Origin of the sequence: Winogradskya humida, assembly GCF_016862215.1 — a bacterium.
Classification (GTDB): Bacteria; Actinomycetota; Actinomycetes; order Mycobacteriales; family Micromonosporaceae; genus Actinoplanes; species Actinoplanes humidus.
Genome location: NZ_BOMN01000126.1, coordinates 66,097 through 88,193, shown reverse-complemented (window position 1 = coordinate 88,193; position 22,097 = coordinate 66,097). Strand labels below are relative to the sequence as shown.

Sequence of the window (22,097 nt, the reverse complement as noted above, 5' to 3'; positions counted from 1 at the left end):
TCCGAGAGGCTTGTCGGGAACACCAAACGACGACAAGGTTGGACGATCATGGCCGACAACGCCCTGGCACAGATCGACCGGGCGAACGCGTCCGGCCGTACCCCGGTGGTCTTCATTCACGGCCTGTGGCTGTTGCCCAGCAGCTGGGACCGTTGGGCAACCGTGTTCGAGGAGGCCGGATACGCCCCGGTGCTGCCGGGCTGGCCGGACGACCCGGACACGGTCGAGCAGGCCAGCGCGCACCCGGAGGTCTTCGCCGGCAAATCGGTCGGCCAGGTGGCCGATCACTACAGCGCGCTCGTCGGACGGCTCACCCGCAAGCCGGCGCTCGTCGGGCACTCCTTCGGCGGCCTTCTCGCCCAGATCGTCGCGGGCCGCGGACTGGCCGCCGCCACGGTCGCCATCGACGCGGCACCGTTCCGAGGGGTTCTCCCGTTACCGGTCTCCGCGTTGCGCGCGGCGGCTCCGGTGCTGAGCAACCCGCTCAACTATCGCCGCGCGGTGGCCCTGACCTACGACCAGTTCCGCTATGCGTTCGCCAACACGGTCGACGAGGACGAAGCGCGCCGGCTCCACCGCGAATTCGCCGTTCCGGCCTCGGGCATGCCGCTCTTCCAGGCCGCCACCGCGAACATCAACCCGCGGACCGAGGCCAGAGCCGACTACCGGAACCCCGATCGCGGCCCGATGCTGATCGTCTCCGGCGAACGCGACAACACGGCACCGCCGGCCATCACGAACGCCATCTACCGCAAGCAGAAGTTGAACCCCGGCGTGACCGAGACAACCACCATGCCCGGCCGCGGTCACGCCCTTGTCATCGACCACGGCTGGCGCGAGGTCTGCGACGTTTCTCTGGACTTCATCAAACGCTGGAGCTGACTTACGCGGGCAGCTTCCAGCGGGCATTCGCGTCCGTGGTGCAGGGCAGGACGGCGAGGGCCGGGCCGCCGTCGTTGTCGGGGCGGATCGTGAGGCAGCGGTCGGCGCGGGGGCTGTAGAGCGTACCGTCCGATTTATAGGTGTAGATCTGTGCTCCGCCGAGATTGCAGTCCCAGAGCTGGATCTGATAATTGATATCGGCCCCGCCGTTGTTGCCGAAGTCGAGGCACTTGCCGGACGCCTCGTTCTTGAAAACGTTCTGCGTGACAATCCACTTCTGCCCGGCCGAGCCGTCACACTTGGCAGCCGAAACCTTCGCGCCGTTGATCGTCGACGCCGGCAACTGGATGCAACGCCCGTCGGCCGAGGTCGGCGTCTTGATGGCCGCCACGGTCTTCGTCGGTGACGGGGTCGCCTTCGGCGTCGGCGACTTCGTACGTTTCGGTTTCGGCGCCGGCGATTTCGTCTTCGGATGTTTCGACGCGGACGGGCTCGGAGTAGCCGCCGACCCGCTCACAAAGACCGTGATCGTCGACGCCGGAACCGGCGCCGTGGACGCATCCGCCGCGAGCGCGACAGTCGTTGTCGCTTTGTCGCCAGGCTTGTTCACCAGCATCACCACGGTCGCAACGACAAGTATCAAACCAAGCGTGACCAGGCCCGCCGCAACGGCAAACCACTGGTTCTTCTTCAATGACACCGGGGACCTTCACTTCGCACATCGACGGTCAGAGAATCGGCGACAGGCCGGTGGAACGCCGACACCTTACGCCATGGTCACCCACCCCCGACCATCGCCGAATATGTAAACAATCCTTTGAGGACTGTCCGTATTTGTTACGCGACGGTAGTGGCCCAATGGGTGAGGGTGGGGTGGGTCAGGGACGGCACTCCGACCACGTGCATAGCGGCGGCCGCGCCGGTGGGGGAGCCCTCGAAGGCGATGCTCCGGGTGAGGTGGGCGTTCACGCTTCGCCCCGCGATGTCGTCAGCGGCTCGTCCAGCTGAGAGCTGACGGATTCCAGATGCCGGTAGCTGTCCTGTTGAGGACGGGATCCAAGAGCTGTCCAGCGAGGCTCACCGCAGTGCCGAAGTCGGGAACGGGGCCGGGCGCCTCAGCTGCAACCCGGGGGTAGCGCATCGCCCAGCTATTCGTATCGGGGACCTTGAAGCGTTCGGGCAACTCTATCTTGCGCATTGCGGCGTTTCCGAAGACGGCGGACGCGAGTGCCTCGGCCGAAACGAAATGGGTGCCTGCGATGATGGCGATGTCGACGAGATCCTTCACCCTGCTGCTGCCGGTGGGCTGTCCTTCCCGGGTGTATGCACCGATCGTTGCGCAGAACTTGTCGGCCAGGTGGTCGGAAATCGGGAACACTCGATAGTGTGGTCGGGCAAGCCCTTCGATGTCGATCGGAGTCAGCGGCGCGACGATGTCGGGCGTTCCGGTCATGACGGTGCCGACTACGACATCGATGTGGAAACTGGCGAACGATGCTGGGCCCAGTCGTGCATTGACGTGGACCCGGGCGCCCTTCGCCTTCTCCTGCAGTGGTGCGATGCGGATGACATCGAAGATGAAATGGTCACCAAGATTGAGGCGAAGGGCGCCTTGCAACGCGTTGACAGCGTCGTCGACGTCGGCGTCCGTGGTGTCGAAGAAGACGTCGACATCCTTACTGTGGCGGGCTACGGCGAGGCGTGCCAGGAGCGCTCCGGCGCCCTTGAGGACCCACTGGCCGGCCTCCCGGGAGCTGAACAGGCGAGCGAGTGCGCGGTCATAGGCGAATTGGCGTTGAAGTTCCGCGAGCGGGTAACGCTGATCGGTGCGAGCGATCTGGCCGAAACGTTCTTCAACGCTGTTCGGAACGCCGTCGGCGTTGTGTAGCGAAGAGACTTGCTGGTCACCGGCCGGTCACCTCTCCTGCGAGCACGCGAGCGAAACTGCTCGGATCAGATCGGCCATAGGCAGTCGCATGCGGTGCGGCGATGGCGTCGAGTGATTCTCTGCTGAGAAGGCCGAGGCCGAGAGCGTCACTCACGATCTGCGCCACCGCGGATTCATCCTCGCGGTCGGTCAGGAGGTCATCGATGATCGCTGGAACTTTTCGTACCGGTAGGCCGCCCCAGATTTCCCAGCTTTCGGGTGCGACGTGTGACCGGATTCGTGTTTTGATGTCTTCGCGCCGAGGCCGTAGCCGAGTGGTTGTATAAAAATCGTATTCGTGGGGGATCAGGTCGCCGAGTCCACGCAAATGTGCCGCACTGCGGTGACTGATGATGGCATCGGGGGTGGCGGTAGTTCGTTCCACCCATGACTTCGCTGCGCCGAGCTGCAGCCAGGCTGCGCGGAGCGGGTCCAGATCGGGATCTTCCGGTGCTCCGGTCAGCCGGTATACGCGCGCTGCCAGATCTACTGCGGCCAGCGAGCCGTCATTGAGGAGCCGGTTCAGGTCTTGACGTGACACGCCGAGGCGACGAGCTTGCCCGGCTGTGATCATGCCCCACTGCTCGCTGGTCACCGGACTGATCGCAATGAGCGCGGTGCGTCTCGACATGGATCGATCGTATCAATAGTGCGACGATTGATCCAGTTTCGAACGCGGGGCCTCTCTGCTGATCTATTCGTCCGGGGTACCAACCGTGGTGGCCCAGTGGGTGAGGGCCGGATGGGTCAGGGAGGGGAAGACCGTGTCGGCGGCGAGGGTTACGCCGGGTAGGGAGGTGACTCCGACCACGTGCATGGCGGCGGCGCGGGCGGCGGCCACGCCGGTGGGGGAGTCCTCAAAGGCGATGCTCCGGATGGGGTCGGCGTTCAGGGCTGCGCAGGCGGTGAGGTAAGGCCGATCCTTACTTACACTTTCTCGCTAGATCAGGGTGAGGGGTTCGGCGTAGTGGCAGGCGGTCTGGTGGCCCTGGCCGCGGTCGGTGAGGGTGGGGGGTTCTTCGGCGCAGCGGCGGCGTTCGGGGTCGGTCAGCTGGGTGGCGTATTTGGGGCAGCGGGTGCGGAAGCGGCAGCCCGTCGGTGGGGTGATGGGGCTGGGGACGTCGCCGCTCAGGATGATTCGCCGGCGGGTTCGTTCCTTGCGGGGGTCGGGGACGGGGATGGCGGAGATCAGGGCCTGGGTGTAGGGGTGGGCGGCCTGGCGGAAGAGTTGGTCGACCGGGGCGGTTTCGACGATGCGGCCGAGGTACATGACGGCGACGCGGTCGGCGATGTGGCGTACGACGGACAGGTCGTGGGAGATGAAGAGGTAGGAGAGGCCTAGTTCGTCCTGGAGGTCTTCGAGGAGGTTGACCACGCCGGCCTGGACCGAGACGTCGAGGGCTGACAGCGGTTCGTCGAGGACCAGGACCTTGGGGCGCAGGGCCAGCGCGCGGGCCACTCCGATGCGCTGGCGTTGGCCGCCGGAGAATTCGTGGGCGTACCTGGTGCCGTGTTCGGCGTCGAGGCCGACGGTTCGGAGCAGGTCGCGTACCTGGGATCGATCCTGGAACGTGCCGTGGATGCGCAGGGGTTCGGCGATGAGTTCGGTGACGGTCATTCTCGGGTCGAGCGAGGCGTACGGATCCTGGAAGACGATCTGCAGTTCCTTGCGCAGCGGGCGCATCTGGGCGCGGGAGAGTGGGACCAGGTCGCGGCCCCGGTAGTGGACCGAGCCTGAGGTTGCCGGTTCGAGGTTGAGCAGGACGCGGCCGGTGGTGGTTTTGCCGCAGCCGGATTCGCCGACCAGACCCAGCGTTTCGTGGGCGAAGATGTCGAAGGAGACGTCGCAGACCGCGTGCACGTCGCCGGTGCGTCGCCGCAGGACGCCCCGCGAGCGGACCGGGAAGTGCTTGACCAGGTTCCGTACCGAGACGATGGGTTCGGTCATCAGAACACGTCCTCCGCTTTCGCCTCGGCGAGCTCGGTGTGGAAGTGGCAGGCCGCGCGGTGGTCAGGGCCGGTTGTTGCGGTGAGTACGGGCTCCGCGTCGTCGCACCGGTCGCGGGTCATGGGGCAGCGCGGCGAGAACGGGCAGCCCGGTGGCAGGTGCAGCAGTGACGGTGGTGCGCCGGTGATCGGGGTGAGCCGTTGCCGGCCCGTTTCGTCGATGCGCGGGAGGCTGCCCAGCAGGCCGAGGGTGTAGGGCATCCGCGGGCCGTAGAAGATCTCGTCGACGGTGCCGGTCTCGACGAGCTTGCCGGCGTACATCACGCAGACCCGGTCGGTGTGGCCGGCGATGACGCCGAGGTCGTGGGTGATGAGGACCAGTGCCGCGCCGGTTTCCGCGCGGGCGGCTTCGAGTGCTTCGAGCACCTGGGCCTGCACGGTCACGTCGAGGGCGGTGGTCGGCTCGTCCGCGATGATCAGGTCGGGGTTGTTGGCCATCGCGATCGCGATGACGATCCGTTGCCGCATGCCGCCGGACATCTCGTGCGGATAGTTGCGGGCGCGCAGCTTCGGGTTGGGGATGCCGACGATGTCGAGCAGGTCGGTCGCCCGCCGCAGCGCGTCGTGTTTCGAGACGCCGTTGTGCGCGCGGACCGCCTCGGCGATCTGGTCACCGACGGTGTAGACGGGGTTCAGCGAGGTGAGCGGGTCCTGGAAGATCATCGCTATCCTGCGGCCGCGGATCTTCGACAGCTCTTTATCGGTACGCCCGACAAGCTCCTCCCCGAGCAGCTTCACCGACCCCGTGACCTGCGCGTTGCGTGGCAGCAGCCCCATGATCGCGAGCGACGTCACCGATTTGCCCGAGCCGGATTCGCCCACGATCCCGACGGACTCGCCGCGGTTCACCTCGTACGAGACCCCGCGTACCGCCCGCAACCGACCGTCCTCGGTGGGGAAGCCGACGGTGAGGTTCTCCACGGACAGCAACGTCATCGGCGCACTCTCGTCTGCTTGGGGTCGAACGCGTCCCGCAGGCCGTCGCCGATGAAGTTGATGGTCAGCGCGATGGCGATGATGAACAGGCCGGGGAAGTAGAACAGCCACGGCCGGGTGTTGACCGCGTCCTTGTTGATCGACACGAGCAGCCCCAGCGACGTGTCCGGGGCCTGGACGCCGACCCCGAGGAAGGACAGGGCCGCTTCGCCGAGGATGCCGGTGGCGATGGCGAGCGTGGCCGACACGATGATCGCGCCGAGTGCGTTGGGGAGCAGGTGCCGCAGGATGATCCGTACGTTGCCCGCGCCTAGCGCCCGTGCCGCCTCGATGAACTCCTGCTCGCGCAGGGAGAGCACGACGCTGCGGACGACGCGGGAGACGTACGGCCAGGTGAGCGCGCCCAGCACGACGGCGATGGCCCACCACTGGCTCTGACCCACGCCCTGGGCGGCGACGGCAGCGGCGACGGCGATCAACGGCAGGGTGAGCACGATGTCGACGAGCCGCATCATGAGGAAGTCGAGCTTGCCCCGGTAGAGGCCCGCGATCGCGCCCCAGAGCGTGCCGAAGACCGTACCGATCAGCGCGATGGCCAGGGCGATCTTGATCGACTGCTGGGTGCCCCGCATGACCTGGGCGAACGTGTCGTGTCCGATCAGGTCGGTGCCGAACGGGTGCCCCGGCGACGGCGGCAGGGACAGGTCGTCGGTGATGTCCGTGTAGCTGTAGCGCCACAGCAGCGGGCCGGCGAACGCGAACAGCGTCACCAGCACGAGCAGGATCAGGCTGGTCACCGCCGCCCGGTGCCGGAAGAACCGGCGGAGCACCAGCTGGGTCTGCGTCCGCTCCACGTTATTCATGGCGGATCCTCGGGTCGAGGACGGCGTAGAGGGCGTCGGCGATGACCGAGAACGCGACGACGATGAGCCCGGCGAGCAGCAGCCAGCTCGCCACCGCGTCGGTGTCACCGCGGGCGACGCCGGTCAGCAGCATCCGGCCCAGGCCGTTCCAGTTGAAGACGGTCTCGGTGATCACCGCACCGCCCAGGATCCCGGCGACGTCCAGGGCGGTGACGGTGACCAGCGGGATCAGTGCGGTGCGCAACACGTGCCTGACCAGGACCTTGCGCCAGGACAGGCCTTTGGCGCGGGCGAGGCGTACGTAGTCGGAGTTCAGCACTTCGAGTACGGCGGCGCGCTGGTAGCGGCTCCAGGCGGCGTACGAGATCAGGGCCAGCGCGATCGTCGGTAGCACCAGATGCCCCGCGAGATCCGCCACCTTCGCGCCGGGGGAGAGCTCGTCGTAGCCCTGCGACTTCTCGCCGATCGTGTAGAACACCGTCGTACCCGTCGCCTTGTTGTAGCGAACTGCCAGGTCCTTGAGCACGATCGCGACCCAGAACAACGGCATGGCGAGGAAGACGAAGCCCGTGAACGTCAGCACGTAGTCCGACTTCGAATACTGCCGGACCGCCCCCAGCACCCCGGTGAACACGGCCAGGACCAGGGCGAGCAGCATCGCGACCAGGACGAGCCGCAGGGTGACCGCGGTCGAACGGGTCAGGTTGGCGCCGATGTCGTACGTGCTCTGCACCGATTCGCCGAAGTCGCCGTGCAGCACGCCCCAGAGCCAGTGCCCGTACCGGACGACGATGTTGTCGTCCAGGCCGAGCCGCGCTGTCTCCAGCTCGATGGTCCGCTGCGGCGCGGGTGGGTTCCGCAACTTCAGCGGTTCGAGCGGGTCACCCGAGAGGGCCACCAGTGCATAGGACAAAAAGGACGCGATGATGAGTACGGGCACAGCGGCGAGCAGGCGTCTGACGAGGTACGCGAACATGTGCTCTCCCCGTACTTAATTCGCGGTTGCCTTCAGTCCCCACTCCTCGGAGTTGAACACTGGTCCGGTGGACGTGGCATTCGGCCGGATGTTCACGTAGCTGGACTGGGCCGCCAGGAAGTTCGCCCGCTGGAAGAGCGGCAGGACGTAGTAGTCCTTGGCCATCAACGCGTCGGCCTGGTTGAGCAACGCGGCGCCCCTGGCCTCGTCGAGGCCCTCCTGGATACCCTGCTTGAGCAGCGTGTCCGCCTGGTCGTTGACCCAGTGGCCGTAGTTCGACTCGGCGCCCTTGGCCCAGAGGCTCTGTGCGGTCGTGAAGAAGAACGGCGTGCTGACCCAGGCGTACACGATGATGTCGAAGTCGCCCGAGCCGAGCGTGTCGGACAGGTTGTTCGTGGGCTGGATGGTCACGGGGATGCCCAGTTGCTTGAGCGTCGCCTGGGTGAGCTCGCCGGTGGCGGCCCGGTTGACGTTGCCCTCGGTGTGCCGGAACCGCAGCGTGACCGGCTCGCCGGCCGGCGTCGTGAGCTGCGTGCCGACACCCGTGTAGCCGGCGTCGGTCAGCGTCTTCTTCGCCCCTTCGACGTCACCGGCGCCCGCACCGCTCGCGGTCACCACGTCCTGGTAGTACGGGCTCTCCGGGATGAAGTTGTGGTTCTTGAGCGGCTTGGCGTCCTTCCAGAACGTGCCCACCGTACGGTTGATGATGCTCTGAACATCGATGGCCTGGAAGACGGCCTGGCGCAGCGCCTTGTCCTTCAGGAACTTGTTCTGCAGGTTGAGGTCGATGTGCTCCCAGGAGAGCCCGCCGCTGATCCGGTAGTTGACGTCCTGCAGGTTCTGCACCTGGGTCACCATGTCCAGGTTGGGCTGCGGGTCACCGGCGTTGATCTCGCCGTTCTGCAGCGCGGGAACGAACGACGACTGGTCCGTCACGATCTTGAAGATCAGCTTGTCCAGGGCCGGCTTCGTGCCCCACCACTTCGGGTTCGGCACCTCGACCAGCTGCTGGCCCTCGGCGTAACTCTCGATCATGTACGGGCCGCCGGACCAGGTCGGTTGCGTTTTCTTGAACCACTCCCAGGACTTGGACACGCCGGCCGGCGTGCCGTCGTCGCCGTTCTGTTTCGCCAGATGCGCGGGATAGATCTCGTTGAACAGCGACTTCCAGTCCGGGAACGCCTTGCCGTTCTGGAACGTCGCGGTCACCGTCTTGCCGTTGTCCGCGCCGACCACGCTCGCCAGCAGCTCGTACCCGGCGCTGCTCGACGTGGCGCAGTTCGGGCAGTCGCGCGTGTTGCGGGCCCGGAACTGGTAGGCGAAGTCATCGGCGGTGATCGGCGTACCGTCGCTCCACACCGCCTCCGGCTTGATCTTGTAGACCACCTGCTGCGGGTCGGTCCCGACGAGCTTGGGCTCCTCGACCATCAGGTTGCCGTTCAGTGCCGCCTTGTAGTCCGGCGCCCCGTAATAGACGAACGGCAACAGCTGCCGCATCATCATCGACGTCACGTAGTGCGCGCCGTCCTCGCTCACGGTGTTCCAGGTGGTGCGGTCCTGCTCCTCGTAGTACACCATCGTGCCGCCGGCCTTCGTCTTGCCGGTGTTGCAGGTCAGCGGTGTCTTGGCGCAGGAGTCGAAGCCGAGCTCGCCCTGCGTCGAATCGGAGTCGCTACCACTGCAGGCGGTGAGGGCGAGCAGGGCGGCGATCGCGATCGCCGCCGGCCCGCGGGCCACCTGGAATCGGACAGTCATCTCTTTGCCTCCGGGCGCTACCGAGACGGAGTTGCAGCCTGAACACATACGACTGCATAGAGTCCCGGCGCGCCTAGATCATGGCATCGACTTGTGACTATCTCGTTACTGGAACGCCATAGATCACCATCAATCAACTGCGCCGATCGCGCCGGCCGCCGCACCTTGCGTCTCGGGCTCCGCTTCGTCGGGCTTCGCCTCTTCTTCCTCTGTCGCGGGGCCTACCGCGGAGGCCATCAACGCCGAGTTCGGGATGTTCAGCGGGCCGTCGTCGGTCTCCAGCATCGTGTAGAGCAGCCCGGCGGAGACGACGGTGCCGGTGAGCGGGCCGTTCAGCGCACCGGACATCACCCGCACCCGCTCGCCCGTCACATACGGCCGCGAGAACAGCAGGACCAGGCCGGCGAACAGATTGCTCAGCACCGGCTGCGCCGCCAGCCCCAGAATCACACCGGTGACCGCGCTGCCGACCAGCAGATGCTGCAGCCCCACCCCGATCAGATCGAACACCGAGAACGCGACAATCAGATAACCACCCAGCTGCACCAGCAACCGCAACATAGCCGCCGCCGCGGTACCCGCACGCGCAGCCGCCACCCGATGCACCTCATTCGCCGCGGTCCGGCTCGCGATCACCCCGAAAACAGCGGTCAGCAACGCACACCCGTACGCGATGAGCCCCCGCCGCAACCCGTCCCGAACCTCACCCAGCTCAGACCCGACAATCAGCGCGGCGAGCGCCAAAACCCCGAACGCCACAGCCTTCCGAAAATCCGGCCGAATACGCTGCTCCAACAACCGCAACGAATCCAACGGCATCGCCCGCCCCCTTCCCCGAAGATCACCTCCGGGCGACCCTATCGGCGCTACCCACCCCCGGTCGAAGCGATCACCTCATCGGCCCCGGCATAGTGCCCCCACCAACTCTCCCGATGATGCTTGACCACCACCCCGTCAAACCGAGCCAGCACCAGAACATCCCCGTTCAGAACCAGCGCCGCATCCTCAGCCCCACTCCCCAACACCCGCCGAACCACCGTCAGCATGTTCACCACCGCCCATTTACGGTCGGCAGTCTTGTCCAGGCGAAACCCGATCGTCGTGGCGGCATCGGGTTCCCACTCCCACGAGCCCTGGTCGGTTTCCACGTCGAGGTAGACGTCCGTTCCGGCAAGGATGGTGACGCCAAAGCCATACCGGCTGCTCAGGTCTATCGAGAGCAGTTCGGGGGTTCCGATGGGACGCTCGTCCGGATCGGGAAGTGCCCGCTCGGCCACCATGGTGACGGGGATGTTCCCGGCGAGGGTCAGGTCGTACTCGATCGCCATGGCGCATGCTCTCAATCGGTCTTCGGCGTAAGGTCGATCTGGACGGTTTCGCCTTCCGGCGTGATGGCTTTGAGTTCCTTCAGCCCTGCTATCGGCCAGTCAGCGAACTGCGCTGTGAGGGCATCCAGGTCTCCACGCCAATCCTCGAGGTTGACCACGACCCGTTGGGTCTGGAGCGTAACGATCTTCTTCTTGACCTCGGTCCAGACGCCGCGGGCGTTCTTGGTCGGCTTTGTGGGCGCGTAACAATCGAACACTCGTCCCTCAAGAAGGTAATCCGGATTCTTTTGAGGATTGCCGACATCTCCGGTTTCCTGGCGTGCCTTGGTGATCTCGTCGGGTGTCGGATTCTGCTTTACACGCCAGCCCTGCTCGGCCAACGTGACCGCCGCGGAATTCTCCATCTCGATGGACCGCCGGGTTGCGTCGTCGTCATCAACCTCGATACGCGTCGGATGGCCATCTGGCGCTTCGCCGCGACTCCCTGTCAGATGCGTGACCAGATCGTCTGGCTGTAGCTTCTGTGCGGTTGCGCCGGCGCGGCCATCGCCGCCATCGGCACTGGAGCGGCCTGTCCGTAAGAGGGCGGCGGCTTGTTCCTGGGCCTGGCGGATGTTGTCCGGGCCGTCGGCGTGGCCGCCGGGTGGTCTTGGTGGTCGCTTCGGCATATGGATGCCGCCGATTCTCGGGGCAGTGGTATCCGCAGAATATCGAGCGGAATGCCTATGCGGGTGTCGGATTCACGGCTGCCGGCGGCCGTGGAGCGCGCATGGCGTTGCCGCTCAGGGCGACGAAGACGGCCAGGAGAACCGGGATCCACAAGGCGGTCGGCAGGCCGACCACACTGGCTGCGGCGCCGATGAGGATGGGGCCCAGGAGGAAGCCGAGATAGCCGATGCTGACCACCATCGAAAGGGCTCGGCCGGAGCGTTTCGGGTCGTGGTTGCCGGCGGCGGAGAAGACCTGGGGTGCGATTCCGGACAGGCCTATGCCCAGGAGGCCGAAACCGATGACGCCGGCGATCGGGTGGTTGATGATGAGGGCGGCGCCGAGGCCGGCCGCGGCGATCAGGCCGCCGAGGCGTACCAATCCGACGGGGCCGAGAGTGCGGACCGAGCGGTCGCCGAAGATGCGGCCGATCGTCATCATGATGGAGAAAGCGGCATAACCGTACGCGGCAAAGCCCGGCTCACTGTCCAGATTGTCCCGAAGGTAGACGGCGCTCCAGTCGGCCGCCGCGCCCTCGCCCACCAGGGTGCAGAGGACGAGGATGCCGAAGAAGACCAGGAGCGAGCTGCCGGCCGTACGTGTATCGCCTGGCTCGGTTTTTTCGGCCGGAGCGCCGGGCACGGGCATCACCCAGAGGGCGGCCCACGCAGCGAGCACGAGAACGGCGGCGCCGACGGTCAGGAGTGTCGGGCCGACGCCCACGCCGTGGTGCGCGAACAGGCTTCCGGCGATGGCGCCCAGGAAACCGCCGATGCTGTAGATCGCGTGGAACGACGACATGATCGGGCTGCCCCAGGCGCGCTGCACCTCGACGGCGTTCGCGTTCATGGCGATGTTCAGCGTTCCGTGCACGGCGCCGAAGCAGAACACGGCGATCGAGAGCGTGACCAGGCTCGTGCTGTAGCCGGGCGGGATGAGCAGCAGCCCTTCCAGCAACGCCGTGACTATGAGGACCCGGGAACTGCCGAAGCGATCGGTCAGCCGGCCCAGCAGAGCCATGCCAAGGATGCAGCCCGCCGCGAAGGCCAGCAGGGCGAAGCTCAGCCGCCCGTCGCTCAGCCCGAGCTTCTCCTTGACCGCGGGGATCCGGGCGGTCCAGACCCCGAGCGACGTGCCGAAGAGGAGAAAGGCCAGGGAGGTGGCGATGCGGGCGCGGAGCACGCTTACTCGGTGGAGCCGTGGGGTGCGGGCGGGCGCGTGGGCTCGGGGAGCGTCCGGATGCGGGCCCTGAGCAGGACGGCCAGGAGGTGGTAGTCCGGAACGTCCTCGTCGTTCTCCTCGTCGAGGATGTCGGATGGCGGCTCGGGGTCGCCGTCCTCGAGGTCGTGCACCTCGCGGGCGTCGAGAGCGCGCTCGATCTGCCAGCGGAGCTCGGCAGGATCCAGCACCTCGGACGTGACGGTCAGCCCGGCATGCCGGGCGTCGGACCGGATCTCTTCGAGAACCTCGTCCAGAACCTCGGTCGGGAAGAGCGCGATCTCCGCCGCCGCGTCGCAGTCGGTGTGATCGGCGTGCACGACAAACCCGTGCCCCCGACCGGCCCGCTCGAACGTGCAGACCAGCATCGACGCGTCACCGTCGGAATCGGCGAACCGCAACGACTGACCAAGCCGCACCGGCCCCCGCAACTCGCCCGCCCACGACGGCAACGCCAGACCCGCACGCTCAAGACGCGCCGCAGCGTCACCGGCCACCGGCCCGGCACCGACCGCGTCGAGCGCGATCAGCACAGCCAGGGCCTCAGAGCTCTCGTGCCGGGCGACGGCCGGCAGAATCCCCTCCTGAAGAGCCTCGTCAAAGGTCTCACCGGCCATCGCCCCGATCGCCAGGAACCCCGCGGCGAAGAACTCCGCATCCAGCGGATCATCAACCTTGAGCAACTCCCCGGCCCCGCCGACGAGCGTGTTGGCAAGATCCTCGAGATCCAGCTCCGCACCCGAACAATTGGGACAGTCGCACGGCTCTTCCGGCGCTGCCGGCTGCACGGTGCGCAGCACCCGCTGACCGCTCTGACTGGGCTTGGCGCCCTTGCGACGCCGGCTCACTGGACTCACCGCCCCATGGTGCCCGAAACCAGCCGATCCCTCCACCCCGGTGTACTTCGTGGGTGGGATGAGAACGGCCTATGGTTGGTCCGTGGGTGGGCGACGGCTCGGGCCTGGTGCTTGCTGGGAAGCGGCGCGGGCCTTGCACGCCGCCGCGATGGCGGATGACGTCGTCGCCTTCTCGCGGCCCCGCACGCATGGTTTCTTCCGGACGAGGGCGCCGATCTGGCTGCAGATCTTCCGGGCCGCCCGCGAGGACAGGCTGGTCTGGCACGGGCCGGATTCGTTCGTCGTGCTGCGGGCACCCGCGGATCGGGCGATCGGCAGGACAGCGCGGGGGCTCCGGTGGATCGACCGGCAGTGGTCGCTGGTCGTCGCCGCCGATCAGATCACCGCGCTGACACAGATGGTCTGGCGCGGGTTGCGATCGCTGGCGCGGGATGCTCCTCGTCCCCTCGAGGTGGCCGCCGAAACGCTGCCCTTCGAGCAGTGGTCCATGGCGCTGTGTCATCACGTGGGTGCGGACGGCGCTGCGGCGTTGCTGGACTCGGTCGAGCGGCGGTTGGTTGCGCTGGCGGGCGACGACGTGGCTCTGGCCTGCCCGGCCCGGGCCATCAGTACGGTCGAGATGCGTGACCGGGTCGCGGTCTGGGCCGACGGACTACGCGGGAACATCGAGAGGCCCGAGGTGAGCGTGCGCCTGCCTCGACGCCGGCCCGTGCGCGCGCACCGCGTCATGGAGACCGGCGCGTTCTTCTTCGTCTACCTGCTGCTGGTCGCTGTGATGCTGGTGTCGATGGCGTCGTCGGTCGTTCAATGGGAGCGTTCTGCCTCCGGCACTCCCATGTCCTACGCGACGGCGCTGGAGTGGATCTGGTACAGGCTTGCCTGGCAGGACCCGCCCGGGGTGCATCCCGTGACGTTCTGGTCGCGGTCGACGGGCGTGATGATCGGCGTGTTCCTGCCGCTGACGGTCCTGGTCGGCGCCGGCGCGATCGCCCACTACCGCCGCTATCGTTCGGCGCTGCGTGCGGAATATCTGACCATGATGGATGACGCTCTGGGCCGCGACCGAGTGCTCCTCGTCGTGGCAACCGAGGTCGAGCGGGAAGCGGTGCTGGCGCGGAGCAGGGCCGAGCCGATCCGGGACTTCTCGGGGGGTCACCCCGTCTACCGGCTCGGGGTGATCGGCGACGTCGAGGTCCTCCTGGCACAGTGCGGTCCGGGCGTGACGGGCCCGGTGTCGGTCGCCTACAGCCTGCCGGAACTGATCGAGTTCTGGAGCCCACGCTTCGTGATCATGCTCGGCATCTGCTTCGGGCTGCGTGAGCAGGAGCAGAGCCTGGGTGACGTGATCGTCGGGCGGCGGCTTCAGGTGGTCAATCTGCGGGTGGGGGACGAGGAGACCCGCGATCGCGGCGATGCGATCACCGCCGGCCACCGGTTGGTCGAGCGGTTCGCTGTTGCGGTGCCACCTCTGGGCGTACGCATATGGCAGGGCACTTTGCTTTCCTGGGATGTGCTCGTCGATTTTGCGCCATTGCGCGCAGCCTTGCGGGACCGATACCGCGACGCTCTCGGCGGAGAGATGGAAGGTGCGGCGGTTTACGCGGCGGCGGTCCGGGCGGGGGTCGAATGGATCGTGGTGAAGGGGATCTGCGACTGGGGTCAGGACAAGATCGACACAGCACAGGTGCTCGCCGCGACGAACGCCGCTGCTGTGGTGTTCGACCTGATCGAGGCTCGGGCGTTTGTGCGCGGGCAGGGAGCGCCGAGGCCCTGACTGCTGTTCGGGCGGCGAGTCGGGTGGCGGGAGTTTGATCACTGTGGGGGGTGGCAGCATGCTGGGGTGATGGTGGCTACGGCGAGGGCGCGGCGGGGTGAAGCGCGGCTGCCCTCCGCGCTTGTGGTTGTGGTTGCCATTGCGCTTTATGCGCTGTTGCCCGAGCAATTGGTCATCGGGCCCCGGCTGGTTATTCCGGGGCTTGAGGTCGCGCTTCTCGTGGCCCTTGTCGGCGTCAATCCCTCTCGGATGACGCGGGACACGCCTTGGTCGCGGATCGTGGCGCTGACGCTCGTGTGTCTCATTGCTGTCGCCAATGCGGTGGCTCTGGTGCTGTTGCTGCGGCAGTTGGTCACGACCGGCAGTGACGAGGCCGTGGAGCTGCTGATCGCCGCGGGTCAGGTCTGGCTCACCAACGTCATCGTGTACGGCATCGCGTACTGGGAACTGGACCGTGGCGGGCCGGTTGCGCGGACGCACCTGCCTCGCGTTCAGCTGCCTCCGGCGGATTTCCGGTTTCCGCAGGACGAGGACGCGGACGCCATTGTCGAGGTGCGGATCAGGTCGAGCAGGGCCAGCGACTGGGTGCCGACCGTGGTCGACTATCTCTACATGTCGCTGACCAATTCGTCGGCGTTCAGCCCGACCGACACGATGCCGTTGTCCACCCGCGCGAAGATCCTGATGGGCATCGAGTCCACGTCCGCGCTGTTCATCTCGGTTCTGGTGATCGCGAAGGGCGTCGGGAGCCTAGGACAGTAGTCCGGCGAGCGAATGGATCGCGTCGGTCAGGGCACTGGTGTCGCCTGCCCGTGTGGCGATCACGACCTGGCAGGGATCGATTCCCTCGATGGGAATGGTGGCCAGATCGTCGCGCAGTGAGGTGCGCCGATCGCCGATAGGTAACACCGCCACCGCGCGGCCCTCGGCGATCAGTTCAATTTTGTCCGCGTAGCCGTGCGTTTCGTCCACGCGGCCGTCGTCGGTGCCCCACACGCTCGCGTCACTCGTGCACGGGACGAGTTCGTCGGCGAGGTCGTCGAGCGTGACGGATTCCTTGCCTGCGAGCGGGTGCGAAAGGGGCACGACGAGAACCCGCGGCTCCTCATAGAGAACGGTCACACGCAATTTCTCCGCCGGAATCGACAGCGGCAGCCGGGCGAGAAGGGCATCAACCCCGCCGTCCGGCAGGGCCTGCGTCCCGTTCCAGCTCAGATGACGGGTACGCACGTCAGCGCCCGGAAAACGCCGCCGCAGCTCGCGCACGACAGGCGTGACGACGAGGTCCTCGACATACCCGACGGTGATCGTTCGCGGGGGTGCCGCGGCGCGCGCCGTGAGCGTCGCGTCACGGGCGGCCTCCAGCAGGGCGTGTGCCTTCGGCAGAAACGCCTGGCCTGCGCCGGTGAGGGTGCTGCCCTGCGGGGTGCGGTCGATCAGGCGGACACCGAGTCGCTCCTCGAGGCGCTGGATCTGCCTGCTGAGTGAGGGCTGCGCGAGGTGCAACGCCGTGGCCGCCCGGCTGAAGTTGCGGTGCTCCGCGACGACGGCGAAGTAGCGCACCAGCCGGAGATCGAGGTCGGGGCCGATTTCGGGCACGTGGCAAGCGTACCCGTCATGTTGTTTCGGTATAGCGCGGTGCAGAACAGGTCTTGGACAGCGGTTTTGGCGTCGTCTTGACTCGAGAGCGGCAACGGACGGCGAAAGAACAGGAACCCGGAAATGGGTAAGTACGACGGCAAGAGTGTTGTGATCACCGGCGGTAGCAGCGGATTCGGCCGCACGACGGCGAAACTTCTGATCGATGAGGGTGCCCGGGTTCTGATCACCGGCCGCACCCGGGAAACGCTCGACGAGGCCCGCGAACACCTCGGCGACAATGCGATCGTGGTGCGGAGCGACGCGGCTTCGCTGCCCGACATCGACGCGCTCGCCGACCGGGTGAAGGCCGAGTTCGGCACGGTCGACGCGTTGTTCGTCAACGCCGGCATCACCCGCTTCACGCCCTTCGAGGAGATGTCCGAGCACGTGTACGACGAACTCTTCACGGTCAACACGAAAGGCCCGTACTTCACCATCCAGAAACTCGCCCCACTGCTCGCCCCGGGCAGCGGCGTGGTGCTGACCACCTCGGTCGCCAATGTCCTCGGCATTCCGATGATCAGCGCCTATTCGGCGACGAAGGCGGCGTTGCGTTCGATGACCCGCAGCCTCGCCCGCGAACTGCTCCCGCGCCAGATCCGGGTCAACGCTGTCAGCCCCGGCCCGGTCGACACCGGGATCCTCGACCGCGCGATGCCGGCGGAAGCCGCCGAGCAGACGAAGGCGCAGATGCGCGCCCAGAACCCGATGCTGCGGTTCGGGGAACCCGCCGAGGTCGCCAGGGCGGTTCTCTTCCTGGCGTTCGACGCGACATTCACCACCGGCGCCGAGCTCGCGGTGGACGGCGGCGGATCCCAGATCTGATCCGTCAGATCCGCTGGGTGGCGTCCGCCGCGTGCGGCGTCGCAGGGTTGATGACCTGGGTGCGCAGGGCCTGGGTCCTGTCGGCGTCGACGACCGACATCGGTGGCAGGGCCGTTGTGAGCTCTGACGCGATGGGTGGGCCGTAGGGGCGGGCGGCGCCCCGGGCTCGGCCGACGGTGCCGAGGAAGACGATCTGCGGCGGTTCGTAGGCTGCCCAGCGGCGGGAGCTCAGCGCCGTGCAGATCAGGGGGACGGCGAGCAGCATGACCAGGCCGTAACCGGGTGTGCTCAGGTTGAAGCCGTCCTTGGCGATATCGGCCGGCCACAGACCTGCGTACGCGTCGGGGGCGCTGCGGGCCCAGAAGCCGACGCCGAGAAACGTCAGACCGGCCAGCAGCGGTCCGGCGGGGGAGATCGGCGCGAGCAGCAGGATCGCGTACGCCGCACCGGCCAGCAACAGCAGCAGCGGGCCGCCCACCGACTCCGGCCCGCCGTTGTCGAGCGCCCGGCCGGTGAGATCGTGGTCGAAGCCGACGCCGCACAGGATCCAGGCGGCGGGGGCGAGCACGAGTGCGTACAGAACTGATCGGAGATGCCTCACGGCGGGAACCGTAGCCGGGGCGTTCAACTCGGGGATCGCTACCGTGAGGGGCATGAGCGACCAGCCCCAGGGGCGGCCCACCTCGCGTTCGCGCGTCACCCTGAGCCGGATCATGACCGCGATCGATGTCAACCTGTACGGCACGGTGCACGGCGGTGTGCTGATGAAATTCGTCGATGACGTCGCCGGGGCTGCGGCCGCGAGGCACAGCGGCGGCACTGCTGTCACCGCCGCGATCGATGAGATCGTCTTTGTCGAGCCGGTGCGGGTGGGCGACCTCGTTCACGCGTACGCGCAGGTGAACTGGGCCGGCAGCACCTCGATGGAGGTCGGCGTGCGGGTGACCGCGGAGCGGTGGGACACTGCCGATGGGGAGCCGCTCACCGTGGCCACCGCTTACCTGGTTTTTGTCGGGGTGGACGTTTCCGGTCAGCCGCGCCCGGTGCCCCCGGTGCTGCCGGAGTCGCCGGACGACGAGCGCCGGTTCCGGGAGGCGATCATCCGGCGTGAGCACCGGCTCGCCCGCCGCACCGCCATTCAGGATGCCCGGGCCGCCCCCGCTGAATGACCGTTAAGGTGGCGGTATGACGACGGGCACAGTGTTGTGGACGCCACCGGCCGACGTTCTCGAGACCTCCCGGATGGGGAAATTCCTGTCCTGGGTACGCGACGAGCGCGGCGTCGACGTGCACGACTACGCCGGATTGTGGGAGTGGTCCGTCACCGATCTCGCCGGATTCTGGCGGGCGATCTGGGACCACTTCGGGGTGGTCGCACATGCGCAGCCGACCGCCACGCTCGGCGACACCTCGATGCCCGGTGCCGAATGGTTTCCGGGGGCGACGCTGAATTACGCCGAGAACGTGTTGCGGATGCCGGGGCTGGGTGACGACGATGCTGTCGTTCACGCGTACTCACAGACTCGGGAAGCTGTCACGCTCACGGCCCGGCAGTTGCGCGATGAGGTCCGCCGGGTCGCAGCCGGGCTTCGCGGTCTGGGTGTCGGTGAGGGTGACCGGGTCGCGGCGTATACGCCGAACATTCCGGAGACATTCGTGCTGCTGCTCGCGACCGCGAGTCTCGGGGCGATCTTTTCCTCGTGCGCGCCGGAGTTCGGTTCCCGCAGCGTCATCGACCGCTGGTCGCAGATCGAGCCGAAGGTGCTGGTCGCGGTCGACGGATATCGCTACGGCGCCAAGGACATCGACCGGCGGGACGAGGTCGCCGCCATTCGCGCCGCGCTGCCGAGCGTCGAAAAGCTGGTCACGATCCCCTATCTCGGCACCGACGGGGACTGGGCCTCGCTCGACGGCCCGGAGCCGCTGACCTTCGCGGCCGTGCCGTTCGCCCATCCGCTCTACGTGCTCTACTCCTCGGGCACCACCGGGCTGCCGAAACCGATCGTGCACGGCCACGGCGGCATCCTGCTCGAGCATCTCAAAATGCTCGCCCTGCACCACGATCTCGGCCCCGGCGACCGGTTCCTGTGGTTCACCACGACCGGCTGGATGATGTGGAATTTCCTGGTCTCCGGCCCGGCTGTCGGCGCCGCGATCGTCCTTTTCGACGGCAACCCCGGACACCCCGATCTGGGTACGCTCTGGCAGCTGGCCGCCGACGCCGGAGTCACCTATTTCGGGACGTCCGCGCCGTTCATTCTCGCCTGCCGTAAAGCCGGGGTTCAGCCACCGCCGAACGTCATCCGCGGCGTGGGGTCGACCGGCGCGCCACTTCCGCCGGAGGGCTTCCGCTGGATCTACGCGGCGCTCGGCCCCGATCCGCAACTGCAGTCGTTGTCCGGCGGCACCGATGTCTGCACCGGATTTGTCGGCGGCGCACCCCTGCTGCCCGTGATCGAGGGGGTCATTTCCTGCCGGGCACTCGGCGCGAAGGTCGAGGCCTACGACCCGGAAGGCAAACCGCTGATCGGCCGGCTCGGCGAATTGGTCGTCACCGCGCCGATGCCGAGCATGCCGGTCGGATTCTGGAACGATTCCGACGGCCGGCGCTATTTCGAGGCGTACTTCGATGTCTTTCCCGGGGTGTGGCGGCACGGCGACTGGATCACCATCGGCGAGGACGGCACCTGCGTGATCACCGGCCGCTCCGACGCGACCCTCAACCGCGGTGGCGTACGGCTGGGCACCGCCGAGTTCTACTCCGTCGTCGAGGGTCTCGCCGAGGTCGCCGACTCGCTCGTCATCCATCTCGACGAGAGCGACCGGCTCCTGCTCTTCGTGGTGCTCGCCGACGGCCTCGACCTCGATGACGACGTCCGCGGCCGGATCAGGACGGAGCTGCGTGCGGCGCTCTCACCCAGGCACGTCCCGGACGAGATCCATCGGGTACGAGCAGTGCCGCGCACGCTGTCCGGCAAGAAGCTCGAGGTGCCCGTGAAGCGGATCCTGACTGGCACACCCGCTGACCGAGCTGCGGCGATGGGTGCCCTGGCGAACCCCGAGTCGCTGGCCGCGTTCGAAAGTGTCGTACCCGGTTCCTAGAGTCCCGGGACGTGACAGTCGTTCAGGCGTACCGATATCTCGGGTCTTCCGGGCTTGGTGAGGCCGGCCTCGCGCTGCAGACCAGCGGTGGCCCGGCAGCCAACCCGCGCTTCTTCACGGGCTTCCTGACCACCCCGCAGGCGGCCGCGGCCGGGCTGCTCGCGGTGGCCGAGGTCGCCCGCACGCGATATTTCCAGCCGGTGCGCGCGGCGAGCCTCGACCCGGTGGTCACGGCGGGCTCCGACCGGCTGCGCTTCGAGTCCTTCTCCGGCTGCTGCGGGGTCTATGCCCGGCTGGACGCGCTGCCCGACGGCCTGGACGGCGAGATCGTGGCACACGGCACCACCAACGTCGACGTCAACGATCCGCTGCGGGCATCGCTGGCGCGCGTCTCCGGGCTCGACCCGCTGCGCCTGTCGGTCGGGCCCGACGACCTGACCGTGTCCACGATGGACGCCACGATCGTCGAGAAGAAGGTGCCGCTGCCGCCGCGCTGGCTGCGGGGCTTCGCCGAGGTGCAGGTGCTGTCCGCCGGCTTCGAGCAGCGAGGCGTGGCCCCCGTCGATTTCCTGCGCCGCCTGCCCAAGGGCGTGCTCTGGGCGATCCCGGCAGGTCGCGGGCTGCGGCTGACCTCCCGCCCGGTCCCGGGTGCGATCTGCGTCCCCGACGGCTCCCGGCTGAGCGCCCTGCGCGGGATGCTGCGCTTCGCCCGCTCCCTCAAGGTGTACGGGCCGCCGGTCACCGCCGGCTCAGGACCGCTGCCGAGCACCTGGGAGCTGGACACGGGAGTGCTGCGGCTGTCGCTGACGCTGAGCCCCGAGCCCTACCGCGGGTTCTCGGGCGAGGGCGCCGCGCTCACCGCGCTGTCGGGAGACGAGGTCGTCGACGACGCCGAGCTGATCTCGGCCCTGCTCTCCTGGGACCCGGCGATCGACGTCGCCTGTCTCGCCGCTTCCGCCGGGCTCACCGCCGAGCGGGTGCTGGGCGCGCTGGCCCAGCTCGGCACGGCCGGGCGGGTCGGCTACGACGTCCACGAGGGTGCGTATTTCCACCGCGTCATGCCCTGCGACGCCACCCGGGCCGAGCGCGACAATCCCCGCCTGATCGGTGCCCGCACGCTCGTCTCGTCCGGCCTGGTCAAGCTCGACGAGGACGGCCGCGCAGCCACGGTCGGCGACCACCGCGTCCGCGTCGCCGAGTCCTCCTGCTCCTGCCCCTGGTACGCCAAGCACCGCGGCCAACGCGGCCCCTGCAAACACGTCCTCGCCGTCCAACTGGAGCTCCGCCCGTGACCCATC

23 protein-coding genes and 1 pseudogene are annotated in these 22,097 nt (G+C 67.5%); 7 read left to right on the top strand and 17 right to left on the bottom strand.

Annotated elements, in window-relative coordinates:
• Positions 1 to 48: 48 nt before the first annotated feature.
• Complete coding sequence (locus tag Ahu01nite_RS43790) at positions 49 to 882, top strand: alpha/beta hydrolase (RefSeq protein ID WP_203842688.1); 834 nt, start codon at positions 49 to 51, stop codon at positions 880 to 882.
• Position 883: 1 nt separating this feature from the next.
• Here Ahu01nite_RS43790 and Ahu01nite_RS43785 read toward each other — a convergent pair whose 3' ends face one another.
• The 15 genes and pseudogenes from Ahu01nite_RS43785 to Ahu01nite_RS43720 all read right to left on the bottom strand — a co-directional run bounded on the left by Ahu01nite_RS43785 (position 884) and on the right by Ahu01nite_RS43720 (position 13,457).
• Complete coding sequence (locus tag Ahu01nite_RS43785; protein ID WP_203842687.1) at positions 884 to 1,582, bottom strand: RICIN domain-containing protein; 699 nt, start codon at positions 1,580 to 1,582, stop codon at positions 884 to 886.
• 137 nt (positions 1,583 to 1,719) lie between these two features.
• Positions 1,720 to 1,851 (bottom strand): HAD family hydrolase, encoded by a 132-nt coding sequence (locus Ahu01nite_RS51575; RefSeq protein ID WP_275411829.1) that lies wholly within the window; start codon positions 1,849 to 1,851, stop codon positions 1,720 to 1,722.
• Between the two features lie 19 nt (positions 1,852 to 1,870).
• Entirely contained in the window at positions 1,871 to 2,644 is a 774-nt protein-coding gene (locus Ahu01nite_RS43780) for a nucleotidyl transferase AbiEii/AbiGii toxin family protein (protein ID WP_239159622.1), read from the bottom strand.
• 142 nt (positions 2,645 to 2,786) lie between these two features.
• Positions 2,787 to 3,440, bottom strand: coding sequence for a type IV toxin-antitoxin system AbiEi family antitoxin domain-containing protein (locus Ahu01nite_RS43775; protein ID WP_203842686.1), 654 nt, complete (start codon positions 3,438 to 3,440; stop codon positions 2,787 to 2,789).
• Positions 3,441 to 3,503: 63 nt separating this feature from the next.
• Positions 3,504 to 3,710: pseudogene (locus Ahu01nite_RS43770) on the bottom strand (HAD family hydrolase); the annotation flags it as partial.
• A 39-nt stretch (positions 3,711 to 3,749) separates the two neighbouring features.
• Positions 3,750 to 4,757 (bottom strand): ABC transporter ATP-binding protein, encoded by a 1,008-nt coding sequence (locus Ahu01nite_RS43765; RefSeq protein WP_203842685.1) that lies wholly within the window; start codon positions 4,755 to 4,757, stop codon positions 3,750 to 3,752.
• Entirely contained in the window at positions 4,757 to 5,752 is a 996-nt protein-coding gene (locus tag Ahu01nite_RS43760; protein ID WP_203842684.1) for an ABC transporter ATP-binding protein, read from the bottom strand. The genes Ahu01nite_RS43765 and Ahu01nite_RS43760 overlap by 1 nt, the downstream gene beginning before the upstream one ends.
• On the bottom strand, positions 5,749 to 6,615 hold the full coding sequence (locus Ahu01nite_RS43755) for an ABC transporter permease (protein ID WP_203842683.1): 867 nt from the start codon (positions 6,613 to 6,615) through the stop codon (positions 5,749 to 5,751). The genes Ahu01nite_RS43760 and Ahu01nite_RS43755 overlap by 4 nt, the downstream gene beginning before the upstream one ends.
• Positions 6,608 to 7,591, bottom strand: a complete 984-nt coding sequence (locus Ahu01nite_RS43750; protein WP_203842682.1) for an ABC transporter permease — start codon at positions 7,589 to 7,591, stop codon at positions 6,608 to 6,610. Before Ahu01nite_RS43750 ends, Ahu01nite_RS43755 begins: the two co-directional genes overlap by 8 nt.
• A 15-nt stretch (positions 7,592 to 7,606) precedes the next feature.
• Positions 7,607 to 9,346 carry an ABC transporter family substrate-binding protein gene (locus Ahu01nite_RS43745; protein WP_203842681.1) on the bottom strand — a complete coding sequence of 580 codons (1,740 nt, stop codon included), beginning with the start codon at positions 9,344 to 9,346 and terminating at the stop codon, positions 7,607 to 7,609.
• Positions 9,347 to 9,475: 129 nt separating this feature from the next.
• Positions 9,476 to 9,892, bottom strand: coding sequence for a mechanosensitive ion channel family protein (locus Ahu01nite_RS51045; protein WP_239159621.1), 417 nt, complete (start codon positions 9,890 to 9,892; stop codon positions 9,476 to 9,478).
• Positions 9,893 to 10,212: 320 nt separating this feature from the next.
• On the bottom strand, positions 10,213 to 10,674 hold the full coding sequence (locus Ahu01nite_RS43735; RefSeq protein WP_203842680.1) for a SitI3 family protein: 462 nt from the start codon (positions 10,672 to 10,674) through the stop codon (positions 10,213 to 10,215).
• Between the two features lie 11 nt (positions 10,675 to 10,685).
• Entirely contained in the window at positions 10,686 to 11,342 is a 657-nt protein-coding gene (locus tag Ahu01nite_RS52110; protein ID WP_438874867.1) for a CdiA C-terminal domain-containing protein, read from the bottom strand.
• 55 nt (positions 11,343 to 11,397) lie between these two features.
• On the bottom strand, positions 11,398 to 12,564 hold the full coding sequence (locus Ahu01nite_RS43725) for an MFS transporter (RefSeq protein WP_203842679.1): 1,167 nt from the start codon (positions 12,562 to 12,564) through the stop codon (positions 11,398 to 11,400).
• Positions 12,565 to 12,566: 2 nt separating this feature from the next.
• Positions 12,567 to 13,457, bottom strand: a complete 891-nt coding sequence (locus tag Ahu01nite_RS43720; protein ID WP_203842678.1) for a hypothetical protein — start codon at positions 13,455 to 13,457, stop codon at positions 12,567 to 12,569.
• 82 nt (positions 13,458 to 13,539) lie between these two features.
• Between Ahu01nite_RS43720 and Ahu01nite_RS43715 the strand changes: the two genes are divergently transcribed.
• Positions 13,540 to 15,231, top strand: a complete 1,692-nt coding sequence (locus tag Ahu01nite_RS43715; RefSeq protein ID WP_203842677.1) for a 5'-methylthioadenosine/S-adenosylhomocysteine nucleosidase family protein — start codon at positions 13,540 to 13,542, stop codon at positions 15,229 to 15,231.
• Positions 15,232 to 15,300: 69 nt separating this feature from the next.
• The gene (locus Ahu01nite_RS43710; protein ID WP_203842676.1) at positions 15,301 to 15,993 is read left to right on the top strand and encodes a hypothetical protein; all 693 of its coding nucleotides are present in this window, start codon (positions 15,301 to 15,303) and stop codon (positions 15,991 to 15,993) included.
• On the opposite strand, the gene Ahu01nite_RS43705 is transcribed toward Ahu01nite_RS43710, so the two are convergent.
• Positions 15,982 to 16,830 (bottom strand): LysR family transcriptional regulator, encoded by an 849-nt coding sequence (locus tag Ahu01nite_RS43705; protein ID WP_203842675.1) that lies wholly within the window; start codon positions 16,828 to 16,830, stop codon positions 15,982 to 15,984. The genes Ahu01nite_RS43710 and Ahu01nite_RS43705 overlap by 12 nt on opposite strands.
• 123 nt (positions 16,831 to 16,953) lie before the next feature.
• On the opposite strand from Ahu01nite_RS43705, the gene Ahu01nite_RS43700 reads away from it, so the two are divergent.
• Positions 16,954 to 17,697: a glucose 1-dehydrogenase gene (locus tag Ahu01nite_RS43700; protein WP_203842674.1), complete on the top strand. Its 744-nt coding sequence runs from the start codon at positions 16,954 to 16,956 to the stop codon at positions 17,695 to 17,697.
• A gap of 4 nt (positions 17,698 to 17,701) precedes the next feature.
• On the opposite strand, the gene Ahu01nite_RS43695 is transcribed toward Ahu01nite_RS43700, so the two are convergent.
• The gene (locus Ahu01nite_RS43695; RefSeq protein WP_203842673.1) at positions 17,702 to 18,298 is read right to left on the bottom strand and encodes a hypothetical protein; all 597 of its coding nucleotides are present in this window, start codon (positions 18,296 to 18,298) and stop codon (positions 17,702 to 17,704) included.
• Positions 18,299 to 18,350: 52 nt separating this feature from the next.
• Between Ahu01nite_RS43695 and Ahu01nite_RS43690 the strand changes: the two genes are divergently transcribed.
• The 3 genes from Ahu01nite_RS43690 to Ahu01nite_RS43680 are packed head-to-tail and all read left to right on the top strand — an operon-like array spanning position 18,351 to position 22,091.
• Entirely contained in the window at positions 18,351 to 18,866 is a 516-nt protein-coding gene (locus Ahu01nite_RS43690; RefSeq protein WP_203842672.1) for an acyl-CoA thioesterase, read from the top strand.
• Between the two features lie 16 nt (positions 18,867 to 18,882).
• Positions 18,883 to 20,799, top strand: coding sequence for an acetoacetate--CoA ligase (locus Ahu01nite_RS43685; RefSeq protein WP_203842671.1), 1,917 nt, complete (start codon positions 18,883 to 18,885; stop codon positions 20,797 to 20,799).
• Positions 20,800 to 20,810: 11 nt separating this feature from the next.
• On the top strand, positions 20,811 to 22,091 hold the full coding sequence (locus tag Ahu01nite_RS43680; RefSeq protein ID WP_203842670.1) for an SWIM zinc finger family protein: 1,281 nt from the start codon (positions 20,811 to 20,813) through the stop codon (positions 22,089 to 22,091).
• Positions 22,092 to 22,097: the final 6 nt, after the last annotated feature.

What these genes read in the sequence shown, in the direction of transcription:
- Ahu01nite_RS43750 (WP_203842682.1), bottom strand. Translation starts at nt 7,591, where the DNA reads ATGTTCGCGTACCTCGTCAGACGCCTGCTCGCCGCTGTGCCCGTACTC.
- Ahu01nite_RS43765 (WP_203842685.1), bottom strand. Translation starts at nt 4,757, where the DNA reads ATGACCGAACCCATCGTCTCGGTACGGAACCTGGTCAAGCACTTCCCG.
- Ahu01nite_RS43700 (WP_203842674.1), top strand. Translation starts at nt 16,954, where the DNA reads ATGGGTAAGTACGACGGCAAGAGTGTTGTGATCACCGGCGGTAGCAGC.
- Ahu01nite_RS43685 (WP_203842671.1), top strand. Translation starts at nt 18,883, where the DNA reads ATGACGACGGGCACAGTGTTGTGGACGCCACCGGCCGACGTTCTCGAG.
- Ahu01nite_RS43775 (WP_203842686.1), bottom strand. Translation starts at nt 3,440, where the DNA reads ATGTCGAGACGCACCGCGCTCATTGCGATCAGTCCGGTGACCAGCGAG.
- Ahu01nite_RS43690 (WP_203842672.1), top strand. Translation starts at nt 18,351, where the DNA reads ATGAGCGACCAGCCCCAGGGGCGGCCCACCTCGCGTTCGCGCGTCACC.
- Ahu01nite_RS43710 (WP_203842676.1), top strand. Translation starts at nt 15,301, where the DNA reads ATGGTGGCTACGGCGAGGGCGCGGCGGGGTGAAGCGCGGCTGCCCTCC.
- Ahu01nite_RS52110 (WP_438874867.1), bottom strand. Translation starts at nt 11,342, where the DNA reads ATGCCGAAGCGACCACCAAGACCACCCGGCGGCCACGCCGACGGCCCG.
- Ahu01nite_RS43755 (WP_203842683.1), bottom strand. Translation starts at nt 6,615, where the DNA reads ATGAATAACGTGGAGCGGACGCAGACCCAGCTGGTGCTCCGCCGGTTC.
- Ahu01nite_RS43735 (WP_203842680.1), bottom strand. Translation starts at nt 10,674, where the DNA reads ATGGCGATCGAGTACGACCTGACCCTCGCCGGGAACATCCCCGTCACC.
- Ahu01nite_RS43790 (WP_203842688.1), top strand. Translation starts at nt 49, where the DNA reads ATGGCCGACAACGCCCTGGCACAGATCGACCGGGCGAACGCGTCCGGC.
- Ahu01nite_RS43745 (WP_203842681.1), bottom strand. Translation starts at nt 9,346, where the DNA reads ATGACTGTCCGATTCCAGGTGGCCCGCGGGCCGGCGGCGATCGCGATC.
- Ahu01nite_RS43760 (WP_203842684.1), bottom strand. Translation starts at nt 5,752, where the DNA reads ATGACGTTGCTGTCCGTGGAGAACCTCACCGTCGGCTTCCCCACCGAG.